Genomic DNA, 24,840 nt, shown 5'->3' on the forward strand with positions numbered 1-24,840 from the left:
GCTTCGACGCCTATCATGAACCCTGGAGCGCGCTCCAAGTCAAGCGGAACTTTCTACATCGTGTCCCAGGGGTGGTCCTGCTTGTACTCGTGGACGTCGGCCCACATGCCCGAGCGGATGGAATAGCCGCCGTCGCACACGACGGCCTGGCCGGTGATGTTGCGCGCCAACGGGCTGGCCAGGAACAGCACGGTGTTCGCGATGTCCTCGGCCGCGCCGTAGCGCTTGAGGGGCGCGTGGCGCTTGAGCATGTCGAACTGGAACTGCACCGACTCGTTCGTCGCGGCGTACGCGAGCACCTGGTCGTTGAGGATGGAGCCGGGAACCACGGCGTTGCAGCGCACGCCCCTGTCGCCGTACTGCACGGCCACCGAGCGGGTGAGCGCGTTGACGCCGGCCTTGCAGCAGGCGTAGGCGGCCGTGTTGTCCTCGGCCACGAGCGAGGCCGTGGAGCTGACGTTGACGATGGCGCCGCCGTGCTCGAGCAGGTGGGGCAGGCTGTGGCGCACCATGAGGAAGGTGCCTCGCATGTTGACGGCGAAGACGCGGTCCCATGTCTCGACGTCCGTCTCGGCCACCTGGCCCTCCTTGAGCTGCATGAACCCGCTGTTGACCACGATGTCGAGCTTGCCGTAGCGGCTCACCGCGCCCTCGACGAGCGCGACGATCGCGTCCTCCTGGGCGAGGTCGAATTCCGCGAACGCGGTGTCGAAGCCGCGCTCGTTCAGCTCGTCGGAGCGCTGCTTGCCGGCGGGGTTGATGTCGGCCATGACCACCTTGGCGCCGTTCTCTGCCAGCTGCGCAGCGATGGCGAGGCCTGTGCCGCCTGCGCCCGCCCCCGCGGCCCCGGTCACGATGGCGACCTTGCCGTCCAATGCGTAATCGACCATGTCAAACGCCTCCTTCTGCGGGCGTCTTAGGGTGCCCGACGCGGGTTTGCCGTCCATCTCGCAGTATAGGCGAAAAAAGAACCCGGCGCGTCGCGGCGCCGGGTTCGTTACCTGCAGGGGAGGGGGCTTCGGCCCTTACAGCGTCTCGAAGTTCCAGGAGCTCATGTACGCGATCTGCTCTTCCGTGAGCTCGTCGATCTCGATGCCGAGCGTCTCCAGCTTCACGCGGGCCACGCCGTCGTCGATGGCGGCCGGTACGTCGTACACCTTGTTCTCCAGCTCGCTTGCGTGCTGGAACAGGTACTCGGCGGCCAGCGCCTGGTTCGCGAAGCTCATGTCCATCACGCTGGCGGGGTGTCCTTCGGCGCACGACAGGTTCACGAGGCGCCCCTGCGCCAGCACGATGACCGTGCGGCCGTCCGGCAGCGTGTACTCCTCGACGAGCGGTTTGATCTCCTCTTTCTTGACGGAGTTCGCCTCGAGCCATTCGAGGTTGATCTCGGAGTCGAAGTGCCCCGAGTTGCAGATGATCGCGCCGTCCTTCATGTTCTCGAAGGCCGGGCCGTCCACCACCTTGCAGTTGCCCGTCACGGTCACCCACACGTCGGCGAGGCGCGCCGCCTCGGCCGCGGGCATCACCTCGTAGCCCTCCATGTGCGCCTCGAGCGCCTTGAGCGGGTCGACCTCGCACACGACGACGCGCATGCCCATGCCCTTCGCGCGCAGGGCCAGGCCGCTGCCGCAGTAGCCGTAGCCCGAGATCACGATGGTGCGGCCGCACAGCAGGCGGTTCGTGGCGCGCACGATGCCGTCGAGCGTGGACTGGCCGGTGCCGTAGTGGTTGTCGAAGCAGTGCTTCGTGTTGGCGTCGTTGATGTTGAACACGGGGTAGGCGAGGGTCCCCTCGGCTGCCATGGACATGAGGCGCACGACGCCCGTCGTGGTCTCCTCGGTGCCGCCCACCACGTGCTGCAGCTTGTCGGTGAAGCGCGTGTGCAGCGCCGTGTCGAGGTCGGCGCCGTCGTCCATGACGATCTGCGGGTCGGTGGCGATGACGGCCTCGATGTGGCGGTTGTAGGTGTCGGCGTCCTCGCCGGCGACGGCGAACACGTCGATGCCGAAGTCGCGCACGAGCGACGCGGCCGTGTCGTCCTGGGTGGACAGCGGGTTGGAGGCGCACAGCGTCACCCGCGCGCCGGAGGCCGTGAGCGCGCGCATGAGGTTCGCCGTCTCGGTGGTCACGTGCATGCAGGCGCCGATGCGCACGCCCTCGAGCGGCTTCTCGCGCTCGAAGCGCTCGCGGATGGACGCGAGCACGGGCATGTCGCGGTCGGCCCACTCGATGCGGGCGAGGCCCTCGTCGGCCAGCGCGATGTCTTTGATGTCGTAGTTCAAGGGTATGCCTCCGTTGACATAAGGGAACGTTCGATTCTCGATCTCTCAGATTATCATAGCCGGGCCGACCCATTTATGAAGTTCATATGCAGAACCTTTGTGAATACCGGTGATTTATCGCCTCAAATTCGGAAGAAACGGTAACGAACGGACTCGTTGTTGCCCCGAACGGCCGCCCACCCGCTATAATCTGTCCAGCTTGGAACGCATAGCAGCCCTCGCGTCATCGGCAGGGCTCGTCGGCGTTCCGCACAACCCTCAGACGAAACCGAACAACACCAAGGGGGGCGGAGCGCGACCCGCACAAGACGGGTGCGCGATGGCACGGTCGCCAAGCAGGTTCGCGGCCCGACAAAGGAGCAAAGGTGCTGGACCAGTTTTTTTCGCAGATCTCGTTCGTTGATATATTCAACTTCTGCGTGTTTCTCACGTTCACGATCTGCTACACGTATCAGCTGTACTACGTGTTCGTGGTGCTGACGCGTAAGCCCAAGGTTCTTACGGCGAAGAAGAACCACAAGTTCGCCGCGGTCATCTCCGCGCGCAACGAGAGCGCCGTCATCGGCGACCTCATCCACTCCATCAAGGTGCAGAACTACCCCTCCGAGCTCATCGACGTGTTCGTCATCGCCGACAACTGCACGGACGACACCGCCGAGGTGGCCCGCGAGGCCGGCGCCATCGTGTTCCCCCGCACGAACGACAAGGAAGTGGGCAAGGGCTACGCGCTCGACTACGGCTTCCAGTGCATCCGCGAGCGCTACGCCGACAAGGGCTACGAGGCGTTCTTCGTGTTCGACGCCGACAACGTGCTGGACGTGAACTACTTCCGCGAGATGAACAAGACCTACGACAACGGCGCGAAGGCCTCCACCAGCTACCGCAACTCCAAGAACTACGACTCCAACTGGATCTCCGCCGGCTACGCCGTGTGGTTCCTGCGCGAGGCCAAGTTCCTGAACCAGGCGCGCCTCACGCTCAACACGAGCTGCGCCGTGTCGGGCACGGGCTTCTTCATCGCCGCCGACATCATCGAGAAGAACGGCGGCTGGAAGTGGCACCTGCTCACCGAGGACATCGAGTTCTCGGCGAACAGCATCCTTGAGGGCACGCGCATCAGCTACACGCCCACGGCCATCCTCTACGACGAGCAGCCCATCACGTTCCGCGACTCGTGGAACCAGCGCTTCCGCTGGGCCAAGGGCTTCTACCAGGTGTTCTGGCACTACGGCGCCCGCCTGGCGAAGGGCATCGCCGTGAACCCGAAGGGCGCGCGCTTCGCCTGCTACGACATGCTCATGACCATCGCGCCGGGCATGCTGCTGACCATCGTGTCGGTGCTGTTCAACGCCATCATCGTGTTCCTCAGCCTCACCGGTGCCATGTCCACGGGCATCATGGTGGCCTCGTCGCTGTCGTCCATCCTGTTCTGCCTGATGAACTACTTCATCTTCATGTTCATGTTCGGCGTGCTCACCACGTTCGTGGAATGGGATTCCATCCGCTCCACCACGGGCAAGAAGGTGCTGTACATGTTCACGTTCCCCGTGTTCATGATGACCTACATCCCCATCGCGCTCGTCGCGCTCGTGAAGAAGTGCAACTGGAAGCCCATCAAGCACAGCATCTCGGTGGACGTGGCCGAGCTCTCCGACGCCGCCAGCGCCGCCCCCCAGAAGCAGCGCGAGCGCATCATCTAGCGCTTCGACCGACAAGCAACACGCGAAAGCGGCGAGCCTCGGCCCGCCGCTTTTTTGTGGGCGCGGTCGCCCGAAACGGTCGGAATCGCGCCCGAAACCGTACGTTTCGGGCGACGGTTTCGATGACGTTCTCCTCATCGTGCGGGACTCCTTACCAGACGCGGGCGAAGGTGAGGCAGCGGACGGTTCGGGCGCCGGCGGCGCGGACGGCGTCGGCTGCGGCGAACAGGGTGGCGCCGGTGGTGTACACGTCGTCCACCACGATGACCGAGGGCGGCGCGCTCGCGCCCGGCAGGGGGATGAAGCGGCCCTCCATGTTCGCGAGCCGGTCGCGCCGGGCGAGGGCGCGCTGGTCGCGGTTGCGAGGGCGGGCGAGCAGGGGCGCCACGTCGAGCTCGAGGCGGGATGCCACGGCCGTCGCCAGCTCCTCGCCGTGGTCGAAGCCGCGTCGACGCCGTGCGGCGCCGGTGGCCGGCACGGGCACGATCGCCGGATGCTCGGAGCGCCACGACGGCGGCACCATCGGCGCCATGAGCGCGGCCATGGCCTCGGCGAGCCGCCGCTCCCCGGCGTCCTTCCAGGTGCGCACGATGCGCGCCGCGGCGTCGTCGTAGGCCACGGCGCTCGCGCAGGCGTCGAAGGGAGGCTCGTCGCGCCCGGTTGCGGCCAGCATCACGTCGTTGCACTCGCTGCACTGCACGCGCCCGAACGGCGCGCCGCAGCGCGGGCAGGCGCGCCACCAGTCGACGTGCCGCAGGTTGAGGCGGCACGGCGCGCACAGCACCTCGCCGGGCGCGTCGCACACGGCGCAGCGCGTGGGCCACAGCGTCTCGGCGATGGCCTCGGCCGCGCCGCGGCCATAGAGGCGCGTGGTCTGCGCCACGCGGGATCGGCGCGGGGGAAGCGGGCGCGCGAGGGCGCCGCTGCGCGGGCGCGGCGCGGATGAGAGGGCGGTTGCTGTGCGGGTCTTCGTCATCCTTCGAGGATAGCACGGGGCGTTCCACGCGCCGCACACCGCGCTCGCACGCCCGGCACCCGCCGTTCTCGCGCGCTTCCCACGCGCGCCTCACGCCGATCCCACGCCCTTTGCCCCCGTTTCCCACGCGCATCCCACGTGGCTCCAACGCGCATGCCCGCGCCGCGCCCGCGTGTCAGGTACGAAGGCTCTATTCCTCGACGCTGTAAATGAGATCGAGCAGCTCCTGGCGACTGTGGACGCCAAGCTTCTGATAGAGGCGGTGACTGTACGTGTTCACGGTTCCTCGTGATATGTAGAGCTCCTGCTCTATGCGAGCGGCCGTGCGTCCTTGCGCCAAGAGCGTCATCACTTCGAGCGCGCGTCCCGAGACCTGGTGCTGCTCGGCGATGATCGCAACCTTTTCCTCCAAGGAAAGCGGCTCTCGTGCCGATTCGTCGCCTGACGTGCTTTTCCAGGCGTCGGAAGGCGCGATGCGAGAAGCTTGCGTCTCGAATCGATCCATAGAACGACGATGCATACGCGCTATATCGCGCTCGGTAAGCGTGAGCGTGTACGCCACTATCATCACGAAAAGCATCAAGCATGCAGCGGCGAAGCGAAACTGAGAAGAGAGGTTCACGCTTTCCGCCAGCCAGGAGATCAGCAGGGAGCCGAGCAGGACGCCTCCCGATACCGCGCAGCGCCCGAAACCGTACGCCTTGAATGCCGGTACTCCAAAGCGAAAGGTCATGTCTGACAGCATGACCCAGCTGACGATTTCGAAGCAGAAGTAGCCGGTCAGAGCGAACGTGTACGAGAGAAAGTAATTAGCTTCGAAAAAAGGCAGCATCAGACATCCGAGCGCCATGAAAATGAGGACCGGCTTATACGAGAACGCCAGGTCGAGGCGCCTGCTGAACAAGACGATGCCCAACATGACGCAACCGACCAGCAGCGCGGACAGAGGGAAAACGAAGGAGGGGTACGCTCCGGGATCGACGGTTGCGTTCGCCGTGTAGAAGAATCGGACCACGCTGATGACGCATCCGAACACAACGGAGCTGATAGCGAATTTGACGAGGATGCCGGCGTACCCGAGAGATCCGTTTTCGGGCATGGCGCGATGCTGCATCTCGTCGGTTTGCTCCTCGGACGTTTCGGTTTTCACCCTTTTCAGTTCCCTTGCCATGAGAGCGCTCGAGGCGATAGGGAGAACCGATACGATAATCATCTGAAAACCGTGTGTCGTTGCGTGATAGAAAGGGACGAGCAGCGTGGCCAGCACGTAGGAAACGGAGACTTCGGCTGCGGTCGAGGGCCCTCCTTCCAAGCTGTAGATCTTTCCCCAAAGCAGCAAGAGAAGACCTGATCCGACCCCGGTTGCCACTGCGGCCACCGCGAGCATTGCGTAACCTGCTGGGCTTTCGAGGCTTGCGAAGGGGATGGCCGAAGTGCCGACTATGCAGAAGATCGCCGGTGCGATTCGAGCCGCGGTGCTGCTTGAAAATTTCTCGGAAAGGCGGCTCATGAGGCCGCAGGCGAACAAGGTCAATACCAAGACGAACAGCGACCCTTGGTATATCTCGGTGAGCACCTGTTCTCCAACGGGGCTTACCAGCGCCGTTTCGTTGAAAAATACCAAGAACACCCAGGCGCGACTGAAAGAAAACCCGAGCATGCGCTTCGAGAACGTCTCGTTGGAAAACTTTTTCAAGCGCGCGAAGAAGATGTCCTTCGGCGTCTCTTTGGCGAAATCCCCCGACATGCGAACCCCTTCGTACGTTTTCTCCCCCGATTCGATTATAAAAGCTCTTCGTCAGAAGCGCGCTTGGGTTCTTGCGAGGAATTGTGATGTCATAAAGCGCTCATCAGGTATTACAGAAAATCATAAACTATCTATGACAGACAGGCGCACGCTCTGAGACCGAACATAAACTTCATCCGATTCGCTGCGTGATCCTGGCCGCTATGGTGGAATCACCGATACCAAGCAGCTGAGAGGGGGTCTTGCTTGTTCCAGTGCCAAAAAGTATGTCGTGCGTGCCTGCGCTGGCAGGATCTTGGAGGAGAGGAGAACCGGTGGAAAAGCTGAACGTATCCCGTCGCAGTTTCGTGAAGATGGCTGTGGCTACGGCAAGCATCGTGGCGGTTTCGTCTGGAGGCTCGCTTGTCGCCTTGGCCGACGAGGGCGACTCTGCGACTGCGGAAAACGATGTGAGGCGCGTCCGCACCGTCTGCCGTGCTTGCGGAAAAATGGAGTGCGGAGTGTGGGTGACCGTGCAGGATGGAAAGGCGATCCGTGTCGAGGGCGATCAGTCGTGCTTTACGAGCCGAGGAAATTGCTGCACGAAGTCTCAATCGTCCATCCAGGCTTGCTATCATCCCGACAGGCTGCGCTATCCTATGAAGCGTACGCGTCCGAAAGGCGAAGACCCAGGTTGGGAGCGTATTTCTTGGGATGAGGCAATGAAGGTGTCTGCTGAGAAATTCGCGGAGGTCAAGGAGAAGTACGGCGGAACCGGCATTTTCACCATGAACGGCACCAGCCGTATGTGGGCTATGGGGGGCTATGCTACCTTGGCGATCCTCACGGGAGCCGTGAACCATCACGTGGCATCGTGCATCTGCAAGGGGCCTCGTTTTCTCACGACGTCCACGACCGACGAGTACGGGTCGAACTGGATGACATCTGCCGAAGAGCCTCGCGTCTACGTCGAGTGGGGCGGCAATATCGAGTACTCCAATTACGATGACTCATGCCGTAGCGTCGTGAATGCGGTAAGCAAGGCCGAGGCCTTTATCAGCATAGATCCGCGTATGACCGGTATTGGCAAAGAGGCCGATTACTGGCTGAACGTCCGGCCGGGCACCGATCAGGCTATTGCCCTCGCATGGGCGAAGATCATTTACGAACACGACCTTATGGACGAACTGTACATGAAGCGGTGGTCGAACGGGCCGTTCTTGGTCGTCGAGGATATGGAACCGTCGGGCGGATGGATGATAGACAACTCGGGCGCGCATGATATGAAAACCCATCTTCTGAAGGAATGCGACATCGTAGAGGGCGGTTCGTATCAGAAGTTCTTCGTTCACGATGCCAATAAGGCTCGGGACGGCAAGGTCGGCAACGACGCCCTCTCTTTCTACGACGTCGAGGTCACGCAATGGGACGGCGAGTCCATCACCACCGACGATGCGATGTCGAACGGTCGCGTCGCAAAGGAGGGCACGCCGTTCGAAGGCTGGCTGCCCGCCCCGACGCAGTTCAAGAGCATCGACCCCGATCTCACGGGCGAGTACGATGTAACCCTGAAAGACGGGCGTACTGTCAAAGCGAAAACCGTTTGGCAGTACTACGTGGACATGCTTGAAGACAAGACTCCCGAATGGGCCGAGGAGGTCACTGGCGTCGATGCCCGCAAGATCGAAGAGGCTTGCCTCGCTTGGGCTACGCGACCGGAGGGGGCCGATCATGGCAACGGCGGCATCCATATCAGCCTCGCCATGGATCAGAACGGCAACAACTACCAGACGATTCGTTCGATCATGCTGCTCTCCCATATGACGGGAAACATGGACATACCAGCGGGGAACCGAGGTCCTACCCACTCCTATTTCAACGACGAATGCTGGCTGCCCTACGCGTTTCTCGGCGGTCAGTTCGACGCCAGCCCGGAAGCGGGAAACAAGTTCGATCAGAACGAGCTGATCGTTGGCGGCGACGACTGGCCCATCACCAAATGGTACGGGCAGTGGTCGGAGCCTAACAGCATATGGAAGGCGGTTCTCACGGGGGATCCGTATCCTATCGTGGCCGGGGCGAACGATTCCGGTTCGTTTATGAACCATGGCACGTCGGGACCTGCTTGGGAAGCGATGAACAAGCTCGACTTCTGGCTGGAGGCGAATCTTTGGCATCATCCGACGGCCGAGTGCGCCGATATCTTGGTGCCCGTGTATCACTGGCTGGAGATGCGCTTCCCTCGCATCAGCCAAGGACCCCATTGCGGCTTGGCCATGAACGTGCCCTGCGTGGATGCCCCCGGCGACTGCAAGGACGATCCCATGTTCATGAAGGCGCTGGCGCAGGCGATGGAATTTCCCTGGAGCATGGACCCCGACATGCCCGATCCCGATACGGCGGACTCGTGCGAGCGCATGTTCCAGCTGGCTCAGGAGGAAGCCGCGAAAATCGGAGAAGGGTTGCCGTATAAGAGCTATCGGGAATTTGAGGAGGATTTCCAGGAGAACGGGTGGCAGAACGCGAAGAAGGTATATCCGAAAGAGATGGGGACGTACCGCCGATGGGAAACGGGATATATGACCATCAAGCCCGGCGTCGGACGCGCCGAAGGCATCGTTGGGCTCAGCGTGCCGGGATGCGATGAGACCCGTCGATTCGGCTATATCACACCGACGTCGAAGTATGAGCTGTGGCCCACCGTCATCGAGCGGTACGGCATGGGCGGTAAGGCGAACGTCGACATGTCGTGGCTCGTTCCTGATTATCGCGAGCCCTTGGAAAGCCCTGCAAGCGATCCGAAGCTTTTCGAAGAATATCCGTTCGTGGCCACGACGGGCCGACGTATACCGGTGTACTTCCATTCCGAGCATCGCCAGCTTCCTTGGTGCCGCGAGCAATGGCCGGTGCCCCGTATCGAAATCAACCCGCTCGATGCCGCGAAACTGGGTATCGAGCAGGGAGATTGGGTGTGGATCGAGACTAAGCACGGCAAGATCAGGCAATGCGCCGATGTCTACTACGGCATCGGGGAAGGGGTGGTGAACCTGGAGCATGCCTGGTGGTTCCCCGAGCTCTCTGCGCCCAACCATGGAGAGAGCCTGTGCAATTGCAACCGTTTGCTGAATCCCGAGAACGTGGATCCGATCATGGCTTCGCCATGCATGCGCGGTTTTGCGGTGAAGATGTACAAAGCGACGCCTGAGAACAGTCCGTTCGGCAATCCCGTTCCTTGCGACGAAGACGGGACCGAGATCATCCACGATGCTTCGGATCCACGCTTGAAGGAATGGCTGCCCGACTATTCTTTGAACGGGAGTGATTACTGATGCATAACGTTATCGTTACCGACCTGAACCGTTGCGTAGGGTGCCTGAGCTGCAGCGTGGCATGCAAAGCAGCCAACGGCGTACCGGTCGGCTCGTTTTGGAACAAAGTCTTGCGCATCGGTCCCAACCCGAAGAGTCCTGACGGACAGTGCCCCGATGTCGAGATGTATTTTCTTCCGGCAGGCTGCCAGCATTGCGAGAACCCCGCCTGCGTGAACGTTTGCCCCACGCAAGCGTCGCACAAAGCGGAAGACGGCACCGTTCAAGTCGACAAATCCAAGTGCATAGGGTGCCAGTTTTGCGTCATGGCCTGTCCGTACGGCGTTCGCTATTTGAACGAAGAGGAACGCGTCGTGGAAAAGTGCACCTTATGCGAACAGAAGATCGCCCAGGGGGAGCTGCCCCAATGCGTCGAGCAGTGCTGTGCCCGTGCGCGGTTCTTCGGGGACTTGGATCGGGGTATGGAGAATCTCGAAGCACCTGGCGAGCCGAGCGCCTTCGGGACGGACAAATCGTACGAGACCATGAAGAAGACCCGCGTGAAGCTCGGTGACCATGTGCATCCCTATGCGGATGCGGACGTTCATCATCTTCCCGATGTGGGGAACCGGCCTTCGTTCGCTTTCATCCTTCGCGATCGCCAATGGCGCGGAGAGGAGTAGACCATGGAATTACAATGGCCTTTGATTCTGTTCACGACGCTCGTCTCGGCAAGCGCCGGCCTGTTCGCAGCGCAAGGCGTCTATGCGCTGGTCGGTAAAGGCGTGCGGGCGCAGTGTACCTCGCTGTATGCAAGCGCTGCCCTTTTGGCGCTTGGAGGCATCTCGGTGTTCCTCCATCTGCAACATTGGGAGAGGGTGTTCAACGGGTTCGGCCATATAACGAGCGGCATCACCCAAGAGCTTATCGCGGTCGTCGTCATGGCGGCGGTTATGATCGCCTTCTTCGTCGTGCTTCGGCGCGAAGGCGGGGTGCCCAAATGGTGCGCAATCGCCGCGATACTCGCTTCCGTCGCGCTTGTGGTTATCGCCGGCTTGTCGTACATGATGGCCGCTCGTCCTACGTGGAACTCGCTCCTCCAGGTATCCTCGTTGCTGGGCCTCGCGTTTGCGGTAGGCTCCGGAGCTTTCGCGTTCATCGACCGCAAGGCCGATGAGGATGCGGCTTTCCATGGAGCATGCACGCTGACGGGCAGCGTGGTGAACGTGGTCGGCACGGTCGCTTTCGTTCTCGTCATGACGAGCGCATCGGGAGGGTTCTCCGACGTGGGCTACTATTTCGACCCGAATCACCCTACCACCGCTATGGCCGCAGCTGCCACGTACAGTCCTTTTTCAGGGAGCGTCGTCGCTTTCACGGTTCTCGCGCTCGTCTTCGCTCTTGCAGCGGTTGCTTGCGCCTTCTACGGGCGGAAACGCAGAGCATGGGCTTCCGCAGGCTTGGGCGTCGCGTTGTTCGCCGTCGTCGGCGGCATCCTGCTTCGCATGGTGTTCTTCGCCTGCGGGGGCAGCGTCTTCATGTTCTACTGACCCGCGTCATGTGCCTCGGCCTTTCCCCATAATACCCCTTTTGCAGGGTCGGGACGCATGTGAGGGAGCTTCGGGCAGCCTCTTTCGAGGTTGCCCGAAGCGATACGATGCCGAATCGGCAAGATGAAAAGGAGGGATTACTCATGGAGCACGACGTTGAGCAAGCATCCGGGAAACCTCTTTCCGTATACGAGACGGATTACGATCCTTTCGCGAGTTGCGAAATCGATGAGGATATCGACGACGAAGGCGGCCAACGAGGGCCGCGCATGGACGTCATGGCGACTATCGGCTATGTTTCGAAGGCCGATGACCGCCCTGCTTTGCAACGTATAGACGACCTGTTCGAAGCCTTGGCGCCGAGGCGTCGCGTGCTCGTGGGCATCATGGATTTCCTGTTAGAGATCAGGCGTGCGGATGCTTTGAGGCAAAAAGTCGAAGAGTTGCAATCCTTCGATCGGTCGGTGTACTCCGGCTACGATTACTCGTTGCTGCTTGAAGAGGCGGGCGCTATCGAGAAGGTGGGCGAAGACGGTTCGGCTTTCGCTGGTGAAGCGGAGCAGCGCCCGGATATCGTGGAAATCGACGGCTCGCGATTCTACCGGCCAGTCGACGGCAGACGTGTGTTTTGGGTTGCTACCGACGAAGGACGGGCTTACCTCGAAAAAGACGACTCCTGGTCTTGTTTGGTGCGGCTTTCGCGAGAGGAGCCCCGGTACCGCCCGGTCTACGAACGGCTTTTGAGGTACTGCGACGACGGGGTTGGCAGGAAGGTCGAAGAGCTGGAGCGCCTCGTCGGCGGTGATCCTGCGGAACGAAGCCCGCGAAAGCATTGCTCGTTTTTCCTGAAGAGGCTCGAAGACTGCGGAGCGCTTTCGTGGGCGGGTGGATGGCGCACGACCGAGCTGGGGAGGCAAGCGCTCGTCCGCGTCTTCTCGGAACGATTTGAGAGAGGGTCTGAATCATGACTGGGAAAACCGTTGAAATGGGGTCGTCGCGCATAGAAGGGAGCGCTGAACGGGACGTAGCGGGCGTTCTTGGGCGGCGCTCTGCAACATATGCGCTGCTGTCTCGTCTGTACCGTACCGAGATCGACCAAGAGCTGCTCGATGAGATGCATGGCATGCTGTATCCTGCCGACGCAGATGACGACGATCTCGACACGGGTTTCCTGCTCATTGCGACATTCCTTTCGAACCTGTGGAGTGAGTCGCTCAGTGAGCTGAGAATCGATTTCGCACGTTGCTTTTTCGGACACGGCGTCGATGGCTTTTCAGCCGCTTACCCCTACGAATCGGTGTACACGTCGGAGAAGCGCTTGCTGATGGAGGGGGCGCGCCGTGAGATTTTGGCGATCTACCGCGCATGCGGTGTCGAAAAGGATCCCTGCTGGAAAGAAGGGGAGGATCACCTCGCCCTTGAACTGGAGTTCGAAAAAGTGTTGTGCGATCGGGCCATCGAGGCGTATGAGGGCGGCGATACCGAAAAGGCCCGTAAGCTTCTCGCCCTGCAGCTCGATTTCCTCGAGGAGCATCTCGTCTCATGGGTTCCTATGCTCACGGCGGACATGAAGCGATTCGCTGTGACGGGCATGTATCGAGGGCTGGCGTATTTGACCGACGGCTTTTTGCGGACCGATCGCCAATTCCTCAGAGACCTTCTGGTTCAGGATGCGCTCATACAGGGCACGTGATCGGGCTTCCGCTATGCGAATCGCCGAATCCGCAGATTCTGCCGGTGCGCTTCCGGCTCAATTCATGATCTGATACACTAACCATGCTTCTTTCGAGTCTGTAGTTGCGGGTTTTTCAACCTCAGTCCACGGCAGATGCGGTCGAAAGGACCCACGTAAGCCACGCGGTTTCCGCGCGACGATCATGGCGTATCCTAGAGGTAAGCCGCACCGCCCGCGTATCGCGACATACGGTTGCGACGGGCGAGAGGGCAAGGCGCAAGCTGAGCTCCAGTGCGCGAGTGTGGGGGCAAAGACTAGGTCAGTCGAAAGAGGCAGCATGAAGATCAAGCTAGATGGAGGCTCACCGGTTATGAAGCGTTATAAAACGCTCGCGTCCTGCTGCATGGCGGTCGCGTGCATGGCAGCCCTGCTCGCCGTTCTGACGGGCTGCTCATCGCAGCAGAGCTACACTCCCCCCGAGAAAGCGGCCACGCTGTCGTCGCCGACCATCGGCAAGGACGGCACGTTGCGCGTCGGCGTGAACACCGACAACCAGCCCTTGGCGGGCCAGCCCGAATCGTCGTCCAAGATCGTCGGCATCGACGTGGACGTGGCGGCTGCGCTGGCCGACAGCTTCGGGTTGAAGCTCGAGATCGTCGACGTGGGGTCCGACGCGGAATCGGCGCTCAAGGAGGGGACCGTCGACATCGTCATGGGCATCGACAAGTCCGACAGCAGCACCTCGTTCTGGAAGTCGGACGCCTACCTGCCCACGGCCGTGGCGCTGTTCTCCACGCCGTCCAACACTCAGGTTCCCACGAACACCGCCGAGACGAAGATCGCCGCGCAGGTGTCGTCGAAGAGCGCCTGGGCGGTGACCAACGAGTTCGACAAGGCCGCCTTCTCCACGACCAACGACCTCAAGAGCGCTTTCGCCGAACTCGAATCGGGTCAGGTGCAGTACGTGGCGGCCGACGCCATCATCGGCACGTACGCGGCGCACAGTGCGGGCTACGACGTCCACATCGTGGCGCTCATGCAGCAGGCGGCCGGCTACGGCGTGGGCGTGTCCGACGCGAACACCGACCTCAAGCAGGCCGTTTCCGAGGCGCTTGCAACGCTGACCAGCAACGGCACCATCGACGTCATCGAGACGAAGTGGCTGGGCACCGCGCTCGACCTGTCGTCCACGCCGCTGACGGCCGGCGCCACCAAGTCGACGGACGCGAACACCGCCGACACGACGGACGAGCCCCAGGACGAGGGCGAGGGCGACAACGCCGACGACAACGCCGCGCCCGCCGACGACGGCAACGCCGCCGCGCCCGCCGACGACAACACCGGCGACGAGGTGAACGCCGGCGAGAACGCCGTGCAGCCCGAGGACATCGCCGCCTAGCGACGGCATGCGCCAAACGTGCGAAAGCCCTGGATCGCGGAACCCGCATCCGGGGCTTTCTTCGTGACGGGGCGGCGAGGCGCTTGACTTGGAGTGCGCTCCAAGTGGTTCAATGGTCGACGAACGACAAGACGACGGAGAGGTTGAACATGGAGCAACGACAACTGCGCGAGCTGCTCGAGCGCGTTGCGGCGGGAGAGACGGCCATCGACGAGGCCGAGCGGGCGCTGCGCATCGCCCCGTTCACGGAGCTCGGCTACGCGACGGTGGACAATCACCGCGGTATGCGCCAGGGCGTGTCGGAAGTGGTGTACGGCGCGGGCAAGACGGCCGAGCAGATCGCGGGCGTGTGCCGCGCGCTCGTGGCGAACGGGCAGGAGCGCGTGCTGATCACCCGGCTCGACGCCGACAAGGCCGCCGCGGTCGAGCGCGGCCTGGAGGGCGCGTGCTCGCTGCCGTTCGCGTATCGCGAGGGGCCGCGCCTCGGCATCGTGGGCGAGGCGCCCGAGCCCGACGGCAACGGCCCCATCGTGATCGCCGCCGCGGGCACGAGCGACCTGCCCGTGGCCGAGGAGGCCGCCGTGACGGCCGAGATGCTGGGCAACGACGTGGTGCGCCTCTACGACGTGGGCGTGGCCGGCATCCATCGCCTGCTCGCGCACGCCGACGACATCGCGCAGGCGAGCGTCGTGGTGGCGGTGGCGGGCATGGAGGGCGCGCTGGCCAGCGTGGTGGGCGGCCTCGCCTCGTGCCCGGTGATCGCGGTGCCCACGAGCGTGGGCTACGGCGCCAGCTTCGGCGGCGTGGCGGCGCTGCTGGCCATGCTGAACTCGTGCGCTTCGGGCGTGTCCGTCGTGAACATCGACAACGGCTTCGGCGCGGGCTACCAGGCCCATATGATCAACCATGTGAAAGCGAGGACGGCATGACGACGTTGGTTTGGAACCTGGAGGAGAACGCCACCCGGCGCCATCTGCTAGACGAGGCGCTGCTGCAGCTGCCCGAGGCGCGCCGCGCGCAGGTGCGCGCCGCCGCGGATGCGGCCGGGGTGCCCGAGGGGCACCACCACGACCTGGGCGCGGTCTACGCCACCATCGACGCGCTCGACGCGAGCGAGCGCGTGAAGGACGACATGCGCGCGATCTACCGCATCCTCGCCGAGGCCGAGGCGACGGCGCACGGCTGCGCGGTGGAGGAGACGCACTTCCACGAGGTGGGCAACGGCGAGGCGCTGCGCAACGTGGCTGCCATCTGCCTGGCCGTGGAGGCCCTCGATCCCGACGAGATCGTCGCCACCCCCGTGCAGACGGGGCGGGGCACCGTGACGTGCGCGCACGGCGAGCTGCCCATCCCCGCACCGGCCACCGCGGCCATCATCGCCCGCGGCATCCCCACGTGCGAGCGCCTCCTGGAGGGGGAGCGCTGCACCCCGACGAGCGCCGCCGTCATCCTGCACTTCGTGGGGCGCTACGAGCGGTAGGCGCGCGCCCGGCCCGGCCCCCGAATGTTTCACGTGAAACATTCGTTCGCGCAAACAAATGTTTCACGTGAAACATTCGAACGAAAAACGCCCGTCGATCCGCAAGGGGTTCGACGGGCGTTTCGGGTTCGGGAGCTCGGGTCGCGCTAGTTCAGGAAGTCCTCCAGGATCTCCTGCTCGGCTTCCTCTTCCGTCAGGCCGAGGGTCATGAGCTTCGTGATCTGGTCGCCGGCGATCTTGCCGATGGCGGCCTCGTGCACGAGCAGCGCGTCCTCGCTGGCGGCCTCGATGCCGGGGATGGCGGTCACCTTGGCATGCCCCATGATGATGGCGTCGCACTGCACGTGGCCGCGGCACTGCGCCTCGCCGATGACCAGCGGGTTGAAGATCTGCTTGGAGTTGTCCTGCGCCACCGAGCGCGAGATCACCTGCACGCTGGAATCGTCGCCCTTGAGCTCCACCTTCATGTTCGAGGTGGCCACCTGGTCGTCGTGCGTCAGCAGCTTCTCGGTCAGCACGAGCTTCGCGCCCGCGCCCAGCTCGGCGTTCGTGTCGCGCACGGTGGACGACACGCCGCGCAGCTGCGTGAGCTCCATCTCGCAGCTCGCGTTCTCCTCCATGACGACGTTCGTCACGGGGTTCAAAATGCGCTCGCCGGTGCCCGTGCCCTCGCCGTAGTGCTTCTCCACGTACTTCACGTGGCTGTTCTTGCCGCAGTAGAACGTGTGGATGCCGTCATGCTCGGACGCTTGGTGGCTCTCGTTGTGGATGCCGCAGCCGGCGATGATGGTCACGTCGCAGTCGTCTTCGATGTAGAACGTGTTGTACACGACGTCCTTGAGGCCGGACTGCGTGACGATGACGGGGATGTACACCGTCTCGCCCTTCGTGCCGGCCTTGATGCGGATGTCGATGCCGGGGTTGTCCGTCTTCGTGGCGATCTCGATGTTCGCCGACGAATGGCGCTCGACGAGCTGCCCGTCCTTGCGGATGTTGAACGCGCCCTTCGGCATGCCGTGTATGTTGGCGATCTCGGCGAGCAGCCCCTCGTCGATGGGGGAAAGGTCAACAGCCATGATGGCCTCCTTCGTGTGCGGTGCGGCGGGCGCGCGGCCCGCGCGGGGTTAGCAGGTGGTGGGGATCTCGGTGATGTGCAGCTCGGTGGGCGTGCTCAGCTGGCAGCCGGGGATGCCCTTCGCCACGAAGCCCAGCTTCGGCATGAGCTCGTCGGGCGTGCCCGTGTCCACCACCTTGCCGTCGCGCAGCAGCACGATCTCGTCGGCCAGCTGGATGATGCGCTCCTGGTGCGAGATGATCACGATGGAGCGGCCGTCGCGCGCCTCGTGGATGTCGCGGAACGTCTCGGTGAGGCGGTCGAAGCTCCACAGGTCGATGCCGGCCTCGGGCTCGTCGTAGATGGCCAGCTTCGGGTCGCGCGCGAGGATCGTGGCGATCTCGATGCGCTTCACCTCGCCGCCGGACAGGTTCTTGTCCACCTCGCGCGTGAGGTAGCTCGCCGAGCACAGGCCCACCTTGGCCAGGTACTCGTTGCACGCGAGCATCGGCAGCTTCTTGCCGGCCGCGATGTCGAGCAGCTTCTTCACCTTCATGCCCTTGAAGCGCGCGGGCTGCTGGAAGCCGTAGCCGATGCCCTTCTTGGCGCGCTCGGAGATGCCGAGATCGGTGACGTCCTCGCCGTCGAGCAGGATCTGGCCGCTCGTCGCGCGCTCGACGCCCATGATGAGCTTGGCCAGCGTCGACTTGCCGCCGCCGTTGGGGCCGGTGATGACCGTGAAGCGGCCGTCGGGGATGGTGAGGGACAAATCGTCGATGATGCGCTTCGTGTCCTTCGATCCGTCCGCGAGCGGCACCTCGAAGGTGAGGTTCTTCAGTTCCAGCATGATGCGCCTTCTCCGTCTCTTCTCGTCTATTTGATACTATATTACTATCATTAGTGCGGCGCTCAGTCAAGCGCGGCCGCGTGCTCGGCGGGAGGCGCGTATCCCTCGGCCGTCAACGGCCGGGGCGATCCCCGATTCCGCCCGCATCGCACGCACTCGGTTCCAACCGCTTATTCTAGCTCAACCGTGCGCGGATGGGCCCCGAAAGTGCGCTTTCGTCCCGATCCTGCGTCGATCCGCGGTGAAAGAGAGGCGAACGAATGTTTCACGTGAAACATCGATGGGCGCACGCGCGGCCCCGAACGCGCCGCGGCCCCGGCGCAGGAGCGCTCGGGGCCGCGGCGGCGATGGAAGGCGGCGGGCTTACTCGTTCAGCAGGTCCACCACGGCGAGGCCGGCATCGGACGATTCGATGATGTCGCGGTTGCCGAACACGCACACGGCGTTCAGCGCGACGGCCTCGGCGATGGGCGCGGCCAGCGAGCGCAGCGTGGCGGCGTCCGCGTCGATCATCTGGGCGCGCGTCTCCAAGCGGCTCTCGGGGGTGCGCCCGCCGAAGAAATCGCCGTCCTGGCGCCGCACGAGGGCGCGCGCCTTGAGCGGCGTGTCGAACCCTGCCACGGTGCTCACCACGTAGCCCTCCATCGCGTCGGCGGCGGGGTCGAACGCGGCGAGCCACTCCGACGCTCCGGCGAAGCGGGCCAGCGTGTCGTCGAGGTGCGGGTCGCGGTAGGAGTAGAAGCGCAGGTTGCCGGTGCGCGCCGTCTGGAAGCCCGCGCCGTACGCGCCGCCCTTGACGCGCACCTCGTTCCACAGGTAGTCGTAGGACAGCGCGCGCGCCGCCACCTGCCAGGCGCCCGTGTAGCCCGCGTCGAAGGCGCGGCGATCGAAGCCCTGCGCGGCGTAGCACACGTCGGTGGGCACGACGAACGCCTCGTTGAGCACGACGGGGTCGGGCGCGACGAGGCGCACGCCGTCCTCGGGCCGCGTGCGCCCGAGCGTCGCGCCCGCGGACGCGAAGCGCGCGTAGTCGTCGTCGGAGCCGGTGAAGCTCAGCGTCAGCGCGTTGTCGGCGAACAGGCGCGCGGCGAGGTCGGCCAGGCGCGCGGACACGTCGTCGGTGCGCTCGTCGAACGAGGCCAGCAGCTGCTTGAGGAAGCGGTAGAACCCGACGCCGCCCAGCTGCTCGCGCACCACGCCGGCAGGCAGGTAGTACGAGGCCAGATGCGCCATGGCGCTGGCGTGGCCCGCGTTCGCGAAGCCCTGCTCCATGCCGATGCGGCGCTGCTGCAGCACGTCCTTGATCTTGCTCGTGTCGGAGAAGTCCGTCTCCAGCATGATCTCGCGCGGCAGCTCGGCCAGCTCCCGCACGTTCTCGGTCAGCGCGCTCGAGCTCACGACGAACTTCGGCGCGAGCGCGGAGGGGTCGGCCTCGTCCTCGTAGATCTCGGCGAAGAACGAGAGGTTGCCCAGCTTACCGTTGACGAGCGTGTCCAGCTCGGAGGCCGTATGGCGCGCGGTGCCCAGCTTGCCCAGCACGAGCCCCAGCACGGCCACGTAGGGCAGCTCGTCGAACGCCACGCGGTCGAGGTCGAAGTAGCGGTAGGCGTAGGCGATGCCGCGCGTGGGAACGTCGTGGCGCAGCGTGGGGACGTCCGCGCCCTCCACGAGGCCGTACGCGGGCTCCACGGGCGCCTCCCCGATGTCGGACACCGACAGGCGCGGCAGCGTGGCCAGCGCCTGGGGCGCGTCGGGCTCCTCCTGCAGGCGGCGCAGCGCCGCCTCCTCGTCGGCCACGCGCACGAAGTCCTCGGGCGTCATCGCGGCCTCGGCGGCGGCGAGGCGCGCTTCCTCGTAGGCGTCCTCGTCGCCGTCCACCGGGACGATCTCCACCTCGGCCAGGTGGTCGCTTTCCAGGAACACCTCGCGGATGAGCTGCTCGAAGTAGCCCTCGTCGAGCGCCTTGCGCAGAAACGCGAAGTCGTCCTCGTACTTGAGGTAGGACGTGGCCTCATCGTCGTCGTACAGCCAGCCGGCCAGCGCGCTCATGGACAGCGCCACGCCGTCGGCCATGCCGAAGTCGCGCTCGCGCATGACGAACTCGGCGCGCGACAGCGACGCCTCCACGAGCGTGCGGTCGAGCCCGCCGTCGGCCAGGCCGCGCAGCGTTTCCTCCACTACAGGGCGGAAGCGCTCGGCGCCGCCCTCCTCGAGCCCGCGCAGCTGGATGACGGCGAAGGGCTGCAGCAGCGAGTCGGCGAAGAACGCCAGCGCGTCGGCCGCCAGCCCCGCGTCGAGCAGGGCGCGCTTGAGCGGCGCCTCGTTCGAGCCCGCGATGGCGTCGATGAGGATGTCCACGGCCACCATGCGCGTGCGCTCGCGCGCGTTGCCGATGACGTAGCCCAAACCCGCGCACGCGTTCTCGGGCGCGGTGGCCATGTTCCGCTTCACGCCGAGCGCGCGCACGGGAGCCTGCTCGCGCAGCTCGTGGGGGCCGATCGGCGCGCCCTCGGCGTCGAGGCTCGCGGAAGCCGCCTGCTCGTCGGCGACGGGGGACAGGTAGCGATCGTCGAGGAAGGCCAGCATGCCGTCCAGGTCGACGTCGCCGTACAGCGTGAGGTAGCTGTTGTCCAGGCGGTAGTGGCGGCGATGCTCCTCGAGGAACCGCTCGTAGGTGAGGTCGGGGATGGCGCGCGGCGTGCCGCCCGACTCGAAGCGGTAGGCCGTGTCGGGGAACAGCGCCGCCTGCAGCTCGTCGTACAGCACCGAGTTCGGGTCGGACAGCGCGCCCTTCATCTCGTTGTACACCACGCCGTTCAGCACGAGGCGCGCCGATCCGTCCGCCGCCTCGGCGGCGGCCACGGCGTCGCCGACCACGGAGTCGCCCGCTTCGGCCTCCACGTCGCCGGCCAGCTCGTAGTGCCAGCCCTCCTGCTCGAAGATGGCGCGCTTGCGGTAGATGGCCGGGTGCAGCACCGCGTCGAGGTACACGTCGGTGAGGTTGAGCAGGTCCTGGTCGTTCGTGCTGGCCACGGGGTACATGGTCTTGTCGGGGAACGTCATGGCGTTCAAGAACGTCTGCATCGAGCTTTTCAGCAGGTCGACGAACGGCTCCTTGACGGGGAACTTGTCCGAGCCGCACAGCACCGAGTGCTCGAGGATGTGGAAGACGCCCGTGTCGTCGGCGGGCGGCGTCTTGAACGCGATGGAGAACGCCTTGTTGCTGTCGTCGTTCTGCAGGTACAGCAGCTGGGCGCCGCTCTTGTCGTGGTCGAGCACGTAGGCCGTGCCGTCGATCTCGGGCAGGTCCTCGCGCGTGCGCACGGTGAACCCGTGCAGCTTCTGATCAGGAGTGAGATCCATGCAGTGCCGCCTTTCCGTAGGAGCTCGCGGCCGGGGCGCGGCCGCGAGCGCGAGTTCGTGTGTCGACGTCTATGATAACGCGAACGGGCCGCTGCGTCGTCATGGTTCGCCGACGATCTGGAGAACCGTTGCGTAGCGGTCATGCGCCGCGGCGGGGCGCACGGCAAGAGGCCCGGCCCATCAGGGTCGGGCCTCTCGAGGGGAGGGGGCGTATGGTCTTCGTCGCTAGGCCGCGGGCGTCTCCGCAGCGGCGTTCTTCCCGGCGATCCGGCCCATCGTCATGGCGCACAGGACCGTCGCGCCGGCGGCGCAGTTCCACTCGCACACCACGCCGGCCGCGTAGAGTCCGGGGATGGGTTCGGTCGCCGAGCCGTTGGTCGGCCTCGTGAGCCTGAGGGCCTGCGCCCGCTCGTCCGTCCTGAAGCCGCCCATGGTCACCGACGTGCTCACCATGATGGGCGCGGCGTAGAACGGGCCGGTCAGGGGGATCAGCAGGTCGGCGGGGCGGCCGAAGTCCTCGTCCTTGCCCGCTTCGCAGAACCCGTTGTAGCGCTCCACCGTCGCCTTCGCCTTCGCGCCGTCGAGGCCCACCATCTGCGCGACCTCTTCCACGGTGTCGGCGGTGGCCCACTTCAGCGGGTACGTGGCCTGCATCGCCTCGAGCTCGGGCGTGGTGCCCAGCAGCGCGATGGGCGGGGTGCCCTGCTCGTTCTGCTTGCGCACGATGGCGCGGTGGCCGGTGGGGTTCTCGTAGTTCGTCTCCTCGTCGAAGAAGCGCTCGCCGTTCGCGTCGAGCCACAGGCCGTGCAGGCGCATGCCGTAGTTGAGGTTCACGATGCTGCCCGATTCCACGCCGGCCAGCGAGCTCATGAGCGGCAGGTCCGACACCCTCGTGGTGTAGGCGCCCAGCTCCATGGCCATGACGAGGCCGTCTCCCGTGGCGCCGGGGTTCGACCCGGGCATGAGGTTCGCGCACTCGGCGTTGAGGGTGCCCAGCAGGTCCGTGCTCCCGGCGAAGCTGCCCGTGGCCATGACCACGCCCTTGTTCGCCTTGAAGCGGACGGCGTCCTTCTTCTGCGTCGCCTCCACGCCGACGACGCGCCCGCTGTCGTCGGTCAGCAGCTTGGTCGCCGGGGTGTCGGTCAGCGTGGTCACGCCGGCCTTCTCCGCGACCTCGGCGAGGACGCGCATCATCTCGGCGCCCTTGCCGTCCACCTGGTGGATGACGGGCAGCTCCGTGTAGCCGAAGCGGGGGGCCACCTCCTGCTCGAACGGCACGCCCAGCTCCTGCAGCCAGTCGATGGTCTCGCCGCTCTTGTCGGCCTCGACGCGCGCCACGGCGGGATCCTTCGGGCCGTACCATTCGGGGTGCCCCATGAACCACGCGTACACCTCGTCGGCGGTTACGTCAACGCCCTGCTCCTTGGCCAGCTTGGTGCCCCAGCCGCCCAGGATGCCGTCGCACAGCGTGGAGTCGCCTCCCACCGCGCCCGCCTTCTCCAGCAGCAGCACGCTGGCTCCGGCGTTCGCGGCCTCGATGGCGGCCGCGAAGCCCGCCCCGCCGGCGCCCACGACCACCACGTCCACCTCCTGGCTCCACGTTCCCTCGCCCTGGCCGCCCGAGGCGGCCGGCGCGCTGCATCCCGCCAGGAACGAGGATGCCGCCACTCCCATGGTCCCCGCAAGCGCGGCGCCGACGAATCCCCTGCGGGTCATGCTCTTCTCGCTGCTCATGTCTCCACTCCCTTTCAAGCTCTCTCCCTGATGCTTGCTCCCTTGCGGGCATCTGCCCTGGTGAGAAGGGTACGCGTCGCAAGAATCAACTGTCAATATCTAGAAAATTGATAGTTGGAACAGACGCGTCTCGCGGCGAACGAGATGAAAACCGTCGCGAAACCCCCACGTCGGGAGCGTGGAGGCGGGAAACGGGGGAGGGTTGCCACGCGCACGCGGCGCGGCGTATGATGAACTATCAATATCTGCTAGAACATGGATCGCGGTGCAGGCGGGCTCGAGCTGGGGAGGTGGGGCCCGCGACGGGCGATCCGAGGGGGGCGATGGGGATGCAGGCGGAAGCGATGACGGATGCGACGGTGCGGCAGATGGTAGCGCTGCTGCAGGACCCGGTGTTCTGCGGCTTGCGCACGCTCGTGGACGAGCATCCCCTGCCGCGGACGGAATTCGATGCGCTCGAGACGCCGGCGGCCCTCACGCGCGAGCAGACGTGGGACGTCCTCAACGCCCTGCGCCGCCAGACGGCCGTCGAGCTGCCGTTCCGCGACGGGGAGGGGAGATGCGGGTGGTACTATCCCACGCGCTCGATCGTGGCCGACCTCGACGACATCGACAAGCGCTGCCACGAGGGGTCGTGGCTCGATCTGGCCACGAAGGCGCGCAACACGACCTACTTCCTCGTGGAGGCCCACGTGGACGAGGCGATCGCCACCTTGCAGGAGGACGGGCTGAGCATCGGGTACGAGAAGGCGCGCGAGGTGCTGCTGGCCGAGCGCGATCCCGAGAGCTCCGAGGAGCGGCTGCTGCTGAACTGGCATCGGGCCGCCTGGGACCTCGAGGAGCTTGCCGACGCGCCCTGCACGCCCGACACGATCCTCGCGGTGTACGAGCGGGTGGCCTGCGGGGTTGAGGGGCAGACGACCCGCCCGTCGAGGCAGAGCTCGCGGCTGTGGAAGCGCAAGCAGCTCGACCGCCCGGCCGCGCTCGCGCTCGCGGCGAAGCTGATCGAGGAGAACAGCGGCGCCTACGACGAGCATCCGCTGCTGCTCGCGCTGGGCGTGCGGCACCTGTTCATGAGCGTCCTGCCGCTGCCGGCCTGGAACGGCATGGTGTGCTCGCTCATGATGAAGCTGCTGTTCAGGAAGACGCACCGGCCCGTCCTCGCGTTCGTCCCCATCGTGAAGGCGAGCCGGGAATGGGAGCGCGGCGCGCTTCGGCCGCCCGCCGTCATGTCGTCGGTGGCGGACGCCGAGGTGCTCGTCGGCGACGAGGTGGACTACACCATCCACATCAACGTGACGACGCAGCTCGTGCGCCGCAAGCTCGACGAGGTGGAGTCGGAGCTCAAGCGCATGCTCAAGCGCGACGAGGCCTTCGTGCGCGCGCTCCGCGACGACCTCGACATCAACCACCGGCAGCGCGCGGTGCTCCAGGTCGCCCTCAGCAACCCCGAGGCGGTGTTCCGCATCGAATCGCACCAGAAGACCCACCGGGTGGCCTACGCCACGGCGCGAGCCGACCTGTACGAACTCGTCGACCTGGGCTTCTTGGGGCGCGTGCGCACGAAGCGCGCCTTCGAGTTCCCCGTCACGCCCGGCCTGCGCCAGCTGCTCATGGGCCCCGGAAGGAAAAACCGCCCCGCATAAGCGGGACGGCCGCAACCTCTTCCGGCCCCCCCCGCTGCCCTTTCATCTGTCCCACAAAATATCGCGAATGTGTCCCTAGGTAAAAGACAGTTCGTCG

Annotated in this window: 18 protein-coding genes; 10 read left to right on the forward strand and 8 right to left on the reverse strand. The window is 64.8% G+C overall.

Annotation, left to right across the window (positions count from 1 at the left end; all coding sequences use genetic code 11):
* Positions 1-53: 53 nt before the first annotated feature.
* Positions 54-890 (reverse strand): SDR family oxidoreductase, encoded by an 837-nt coding sequence (locus tag GS424_RS06240; protein ID WP_160943210.1) that lies wholly within the window; start codon positions 888-890, stop codon positions 54-56.
* Positions 891-1,025: 135 nt separating this feature from the next.
* Positions 1,026-2,285 (reverse strand): adenosylhomocysteinase, encoded by a 1,260-nt coding sequence (gene ahcY / locus GS424_RS06245; protein ID WP_160943211.1) that lies wholly within the window; start codon positions 2,283-2,285, stop codon positions 1,026-1,028.
* Positions 2,286-2,650: 365 nt separating this feature from the next.
* Here ahcY and GS424_RS06250 point away from each other — a divergent pair, with 365 nt between their 5' ends.
* Entirely contained in the window at positions 2,651-3,985 is a 1,335-nt protein-coding gene (locus GS424_RS06250) for a glycosyltransferase family 2 protein (RefSeq protein ID WP_160943212.1), read from the forward strand.
* Between the two features lie 151 nt (positions 3,986-4,136).
* Here GS424_RS06250 and GS424_RS06255 read toward each other — a convergent pair whose 3' ends face one another.
* Together GS424_RS06255 and GS424_RS06260 are read right to left on the reverse strand one after the other, a co-directional pair.
* Positions 4,137-4,868 carry a double zinc ribbon domain-containing protein gene (locus GS424_RS06255; RefSeq protein ID WP_244977693.1) on the reverse strand — a complete coding sequence of 244 codons (732 nt, stop codon included), beginning with the start codon at positions 4,866-4,868 and terminating at the stop codon, positions 4,137-4,139.
* 283 nt (positions 4,869-5,151) lie between these two features.
* On the reverse strand, positions 5,152-6,708 hold the full coding sequence (locus GS424_RS06260; RefSeq protein ID WP_160943214.1) for a LuxR family transcriptional regulator: 1,557 nt from the start codon (positions 6,706-6,708) through the stop codon (positions 5,152-5,154).
* A gap of 314 nt (positions 6,709-7,022) precedes the next feature.
* Between GS424_RS06260 and GS424_RS06265 the strand changes: the two genes are divergently transcribed.
* The 8 genes from GS424_RS06265 (at position 7,023) to larC (ending at position 16,099) form a co-directional block, all read left to right on the forward strand.
* A complete protein-coding gene (locus tag GS424_RS06265) occupies positions 7,023-10,016 on the forward strand; it encodes a molybdopterin-containing oxidoreductase family protein (protein ID WP_160943215.1) in 2,994 nt (997 codons plus the stop codon).
* The gene (locus GS424_RS06270; RefSeq protein ID WP_425321385.1) at positions 10,013-10,678 is read left to right on the forward strand and encodes a 4Fe-4S dicluster domain-containing protein; all 666 of its coding nucleotides are present in this window, start codon (positions 10,013-10,015) and stop codon (positions 10,676-10,678) included. The genes GS424_RS06265 and GS424_RS06270 overlap by 4 nt, the downstream gene beginning before the upstream one ends.
* A gap of 3 nt (positions 10,679-10,681) precedes the next feature.
* Positions 10,682-11,545 carry a dimethyl sulfoxide reductase anchor subunit family protein gene (locus GS424_RS06275; protein ID WP_160943217.1) on the forward strand — a complete coding sequence of 288 codons (864 nt, stop codon included), beginning with the start codon at positions 10,682-10,684 and terminating at the stop codon, positions 11,543-11,545.
* Between the two features lie 143 nt (positions 11,546-11,688).
* The gene (locus GS424_RS06280) at positions 11,689-12,513 is read left to right on the forward strand and encodes a hypothetical protein (protein WP_160943218.1); all 825 of its coding nucleotides are present in this window, start codon (positions 11,689-11,691) and stop codon (positions 12,511-12,513) included.
* Positions 12,510-13,238 (forward strand): TorD/DmsD family molecular chaperone, encoded by a 729-nt coding sequence (locus tag GS424_RS06285; protein WP_160943219.1) that lies wholly within the window; start codon positions 12,510-12,512, stop codon positions 13,236-13,238. Before GS424_RS06280 ends, GS424_RS06285 begins: the two co-directional genes overlap by 4 nt.
* Positions 13,239-13,590: 352 nt before the next feature.
* Positions 13,591-14,619, forward strand: a complete 1,029-nt coding sequence (locus GS424_RS06290) for a substrate-binding periplasmic protein (protein WP_160943220.1) — start codon at positions 13,591-13,593, stop codon at positions 14,617-14,619.
* A 149-nt stretch (positions 14,620-14,768) separates the two neighbouring features.
* Positions 14,769-15,548, forward strand: a complete 780-nt coding sequence (gene larB, locus GS424_RS06295; protein WP_160943221.1) for a nickel pincer cofactor biosynthesis protein LarB — start codon at positions 14,769-14,771, stop codon at positions 15,546-15,548.
* The gene (gene larC, locus GS424_RS06300) at positions 15,545-16,099 is read left to right on the forward strand and encodes a nickel pincer cofactor biosynthesis protein LarC (RefSeq protein ID WP_160943222.1); all 555 of its coding nucleotides are present in this window, start codon (positions 15,545-15,547) and stop codon (positions 16,097-16,099) included. Before larB ends, larC begins: the two co-directional genes overlap by 4 nt.
* Positions 16,100-16,245: 146 nt before the next feature.
* Here the strand turns inward: larC and GS424_RS06305 are convergent, their stop codons facing one another.
* From GS424_RS06305 to GS424_RS06320, 4 genes are all read right to left on the reverse strand, one after another.
* A complete protein-coding gene (locus tag GS424_RS06305) occupies positions 16,246-17,175 on the reverse strand; it encodes a SufB/SufD family protein (protein WP_160943223.1) in 930 nt (309 codons plus the stop codon).
* 48 nt (positions 17,176-17,223) lie between these two features.
* Positions 17,224-18,000 carry an ABC transporter ATP-binding protein gene (locus tag GS424_RS06310; protein WP_160943224.1) on the reverse strand — a complete coding sequence of 259 codons (777 nt, stop codon included), beginning with the start codon at positions 17,998-18,000 and terminating at the stop codon, positions 17,224-17,226.
* Between the two features lie 363 nt (positions 18,001-18,363).
* Positions 18,364-21,363, reverse strand: a complete 3,000-nt coding sequence (locus tag GS424_RS06315; protein WP_160943225.1) for an insulinase family protein — start codon at positions 21,361-21,363, stop codon at positions 18,364-18,366.
* 225 nt (positions 21,364-21,588) lie between these two features.
* On the reverse strand, positions 21,589-23,097 hold the full coding sequence (locus GS424_RS06320; protein ID WP_160943226.1) for an FAD-dependent oxidoreductase: 1,509 nt from the start codon (positions 23,095-23,097) through the stop codon (positions 21,589-21,591).
* Between the two features lie 323 nt (positions 23,098-23,420).
* Between GS424_RS06320 and GS424_RS06325 the strand changes: the two genes are divergently transcribed.
* Positions 23,421-24,743, forward strand: a complete 1,323-nt coding sequence (locus GS424_RS06325) for a Fic family protein (RefSeq protein WP_160943227.1) — start codon at positions 23,421-23,423, stop codon at positions 24,741-24,743.
* Positions 24,744-24,840 lie beyond the last annotated feature (97 nt).

It is taken from the genome of Eggerthella guodeyinii (assembly GCF_009834925.2).
Classification (GTDB): Bacteria; Actinomycetota; Coriobacteriia; order Coriobacteriales; family Eggerthellaceae; genus Eggerthella; species Eggerthella guodeyinii.

Excerpts from the sequence above, each read along its gene's own strand:
- GS424_RS06240 (WP_160943210.1), bottom strand. The coding sequence starts at position 890 with ATGGTCGATTACGCATTGGACGGCAAGGTCGCCATCGTGACCGGGGCC.
- GS424_RS06260 (WP_160943214.1), bottom strand. The coding sequence starts at position 6,708 with ATGTCGGGGGATTTCGCCAAAGAGACGCCGAAGGACATCTTCTTCGCG.
- GS424_RS06275 (WP_160943217.1), top strand. The coding sequence starts at position 10,682 with ATGGAATTACAATGGCCTTTGATTCTGTTCACGACGCTCGTCTCGGCA.
- GS424_RS06280 (WP_160943218.1), top strand. The coding sequence starts at position 11,689 with ATGGAGCACGACGTTGAGCAAGCATCCGGGAAACCTCTTTCCGTATAC.
- GS424_RS06285 (WP_160943219.1), top strand. The coding sequence starts at position 12,510 with ATGACTGGGAAAACCGTTGAAATGGGGTCGTCGCGCATAGAAGGGAGC.
- GS424_RS06290 (WP_160943220.1), top strand. The coding sequence starts at position 13,591 with ATGAAGCGTTATAAAACGCTCGCGTCCTGCTGCATGGCGGTCGCGTGC.
- larB (WP_160943221.1), top strand. The coding sequence starts at position 14,769 with ATGGAGCAACGACAACTGCGCGAGCTGCTCGAGCGCGTTGCGGCGGGA.
- larC (WP_160943222.1), top strand. The coding sequence starts at position 15,545 with ATGACGACGTTGGTTTGGAACCTGGAGGAGAACGCCACCCGGCGCCAT.
- GS424_RS06305 (WP_160943223.1), bottom strand. The coding sequence starts at position 17,175 with ATGGCTGTTGACCTTTCCCCCATCGACGAGGGGCTGCTCGCCGAGATC.
- GS424_RS06310 (WP_160943224.1), bottom strand. The coding sequence starts at position 18,000 with ATGCTGGAACTGAAGAACCTCACCTTCGAGGTGCCGCTCGCGGACGGA.
- GS424_RS06315 (WP_160943225.1), bottom strand. The coding sequence starts at position 21,363 with ATGGATCTCACTCCTGATCAGAAGCTGCACGGGTTCACCGTGCGCACG.
- GS424_RS06320 (WP_160943226.1), bottom strand. The coding sequence starts at position 23,097 with ATGAGCAGCGAGAAGAGCATGACCCGCAGGGGATTCGTCGGCGCCGCG.
- GS424_RS06325 (WP_160943227.1), top strand. The coding sequence starts at position 23,421 with ATGGGGATGCAGGCGGAAGCGATGACGGATGCGACGGTGCGGCAGATG.